The organism is Streptomyces sp. SID3212 (genome assembly GCF_009865405.1).
GTDB lineage: Bacteria > Actinomycetota > Actinomycetes > Streptomycetales > Streptomycetaceae > Streptomyces.
Window position 1 is genome coordinate 1 of the sequence record NZ_WWJY01000991.1, and the last position, 504, is coordinate 504.

1 protein-coding gene and 1 pseudogene are annotated in these 504 nt (G+C 73.0%); both read right to left on the minus strand.

What is annotated here, in order from left to right; all coding sequences use genetic code 11:
- Positions 1-135: pseudogene (locus tag GT042_RS29510) on the minus strand (uridine kinase); the annotation flags it as partial.
- 14 nt (positions 136-149) lie between these two features.
- On the minus strand, positions 150-504 hold a 355-nt coding region (locus GT042_RS29515; protein WP_161311762.1), incomplete at its 5' end, for a cupin domain-containing protein.

Consider the following 504-nt stretch of genomic DNA (forward strand, 5'->3'; position numbering starts at 1 on the left):
CGTGCCGGTCCCCGCGGCCGGCGCGCCGTCGACGGCGACGCGCAGCCAGGGGCCGCCGTCGGCCGGTGCCGTCTCCAGCAGCCGCTCGGCGAGGGCGTCGGTCAGCCGGTCCCAGGTGATCGCTTCGAGTCGCACCCGTTCATCATCGGTCACTCACCCGGCGATGACTCGTGCGCGCATTTCGGCGGGTCTGCGTCCTCGGACAGCGCGCTGCCGGCCGGCAGCAGGTAGGTGACGTACAGGACCACCGGCTCGCTGCCCAGGTTGCGGCCGATGTGGCGGTGCCGGGCACCCGACGGCTCGACGAACGACTTCCCGGCCGGGGTCTCCTCGACCGAGCAGTCGTCCAGGGTCCTGGTGAGCGTGCCGGACTGCACGACGGCGATGAGCTGGCCCCGGTGGTAGTGCCAGCCGGTGGAGCCGCCCGGCGCGACGGTGATGGTCCGTACGACCACGTCCGTAGGCCCCTCGGCCTTCACCTTGAGAGTGCCGTCCGAGGTGCCC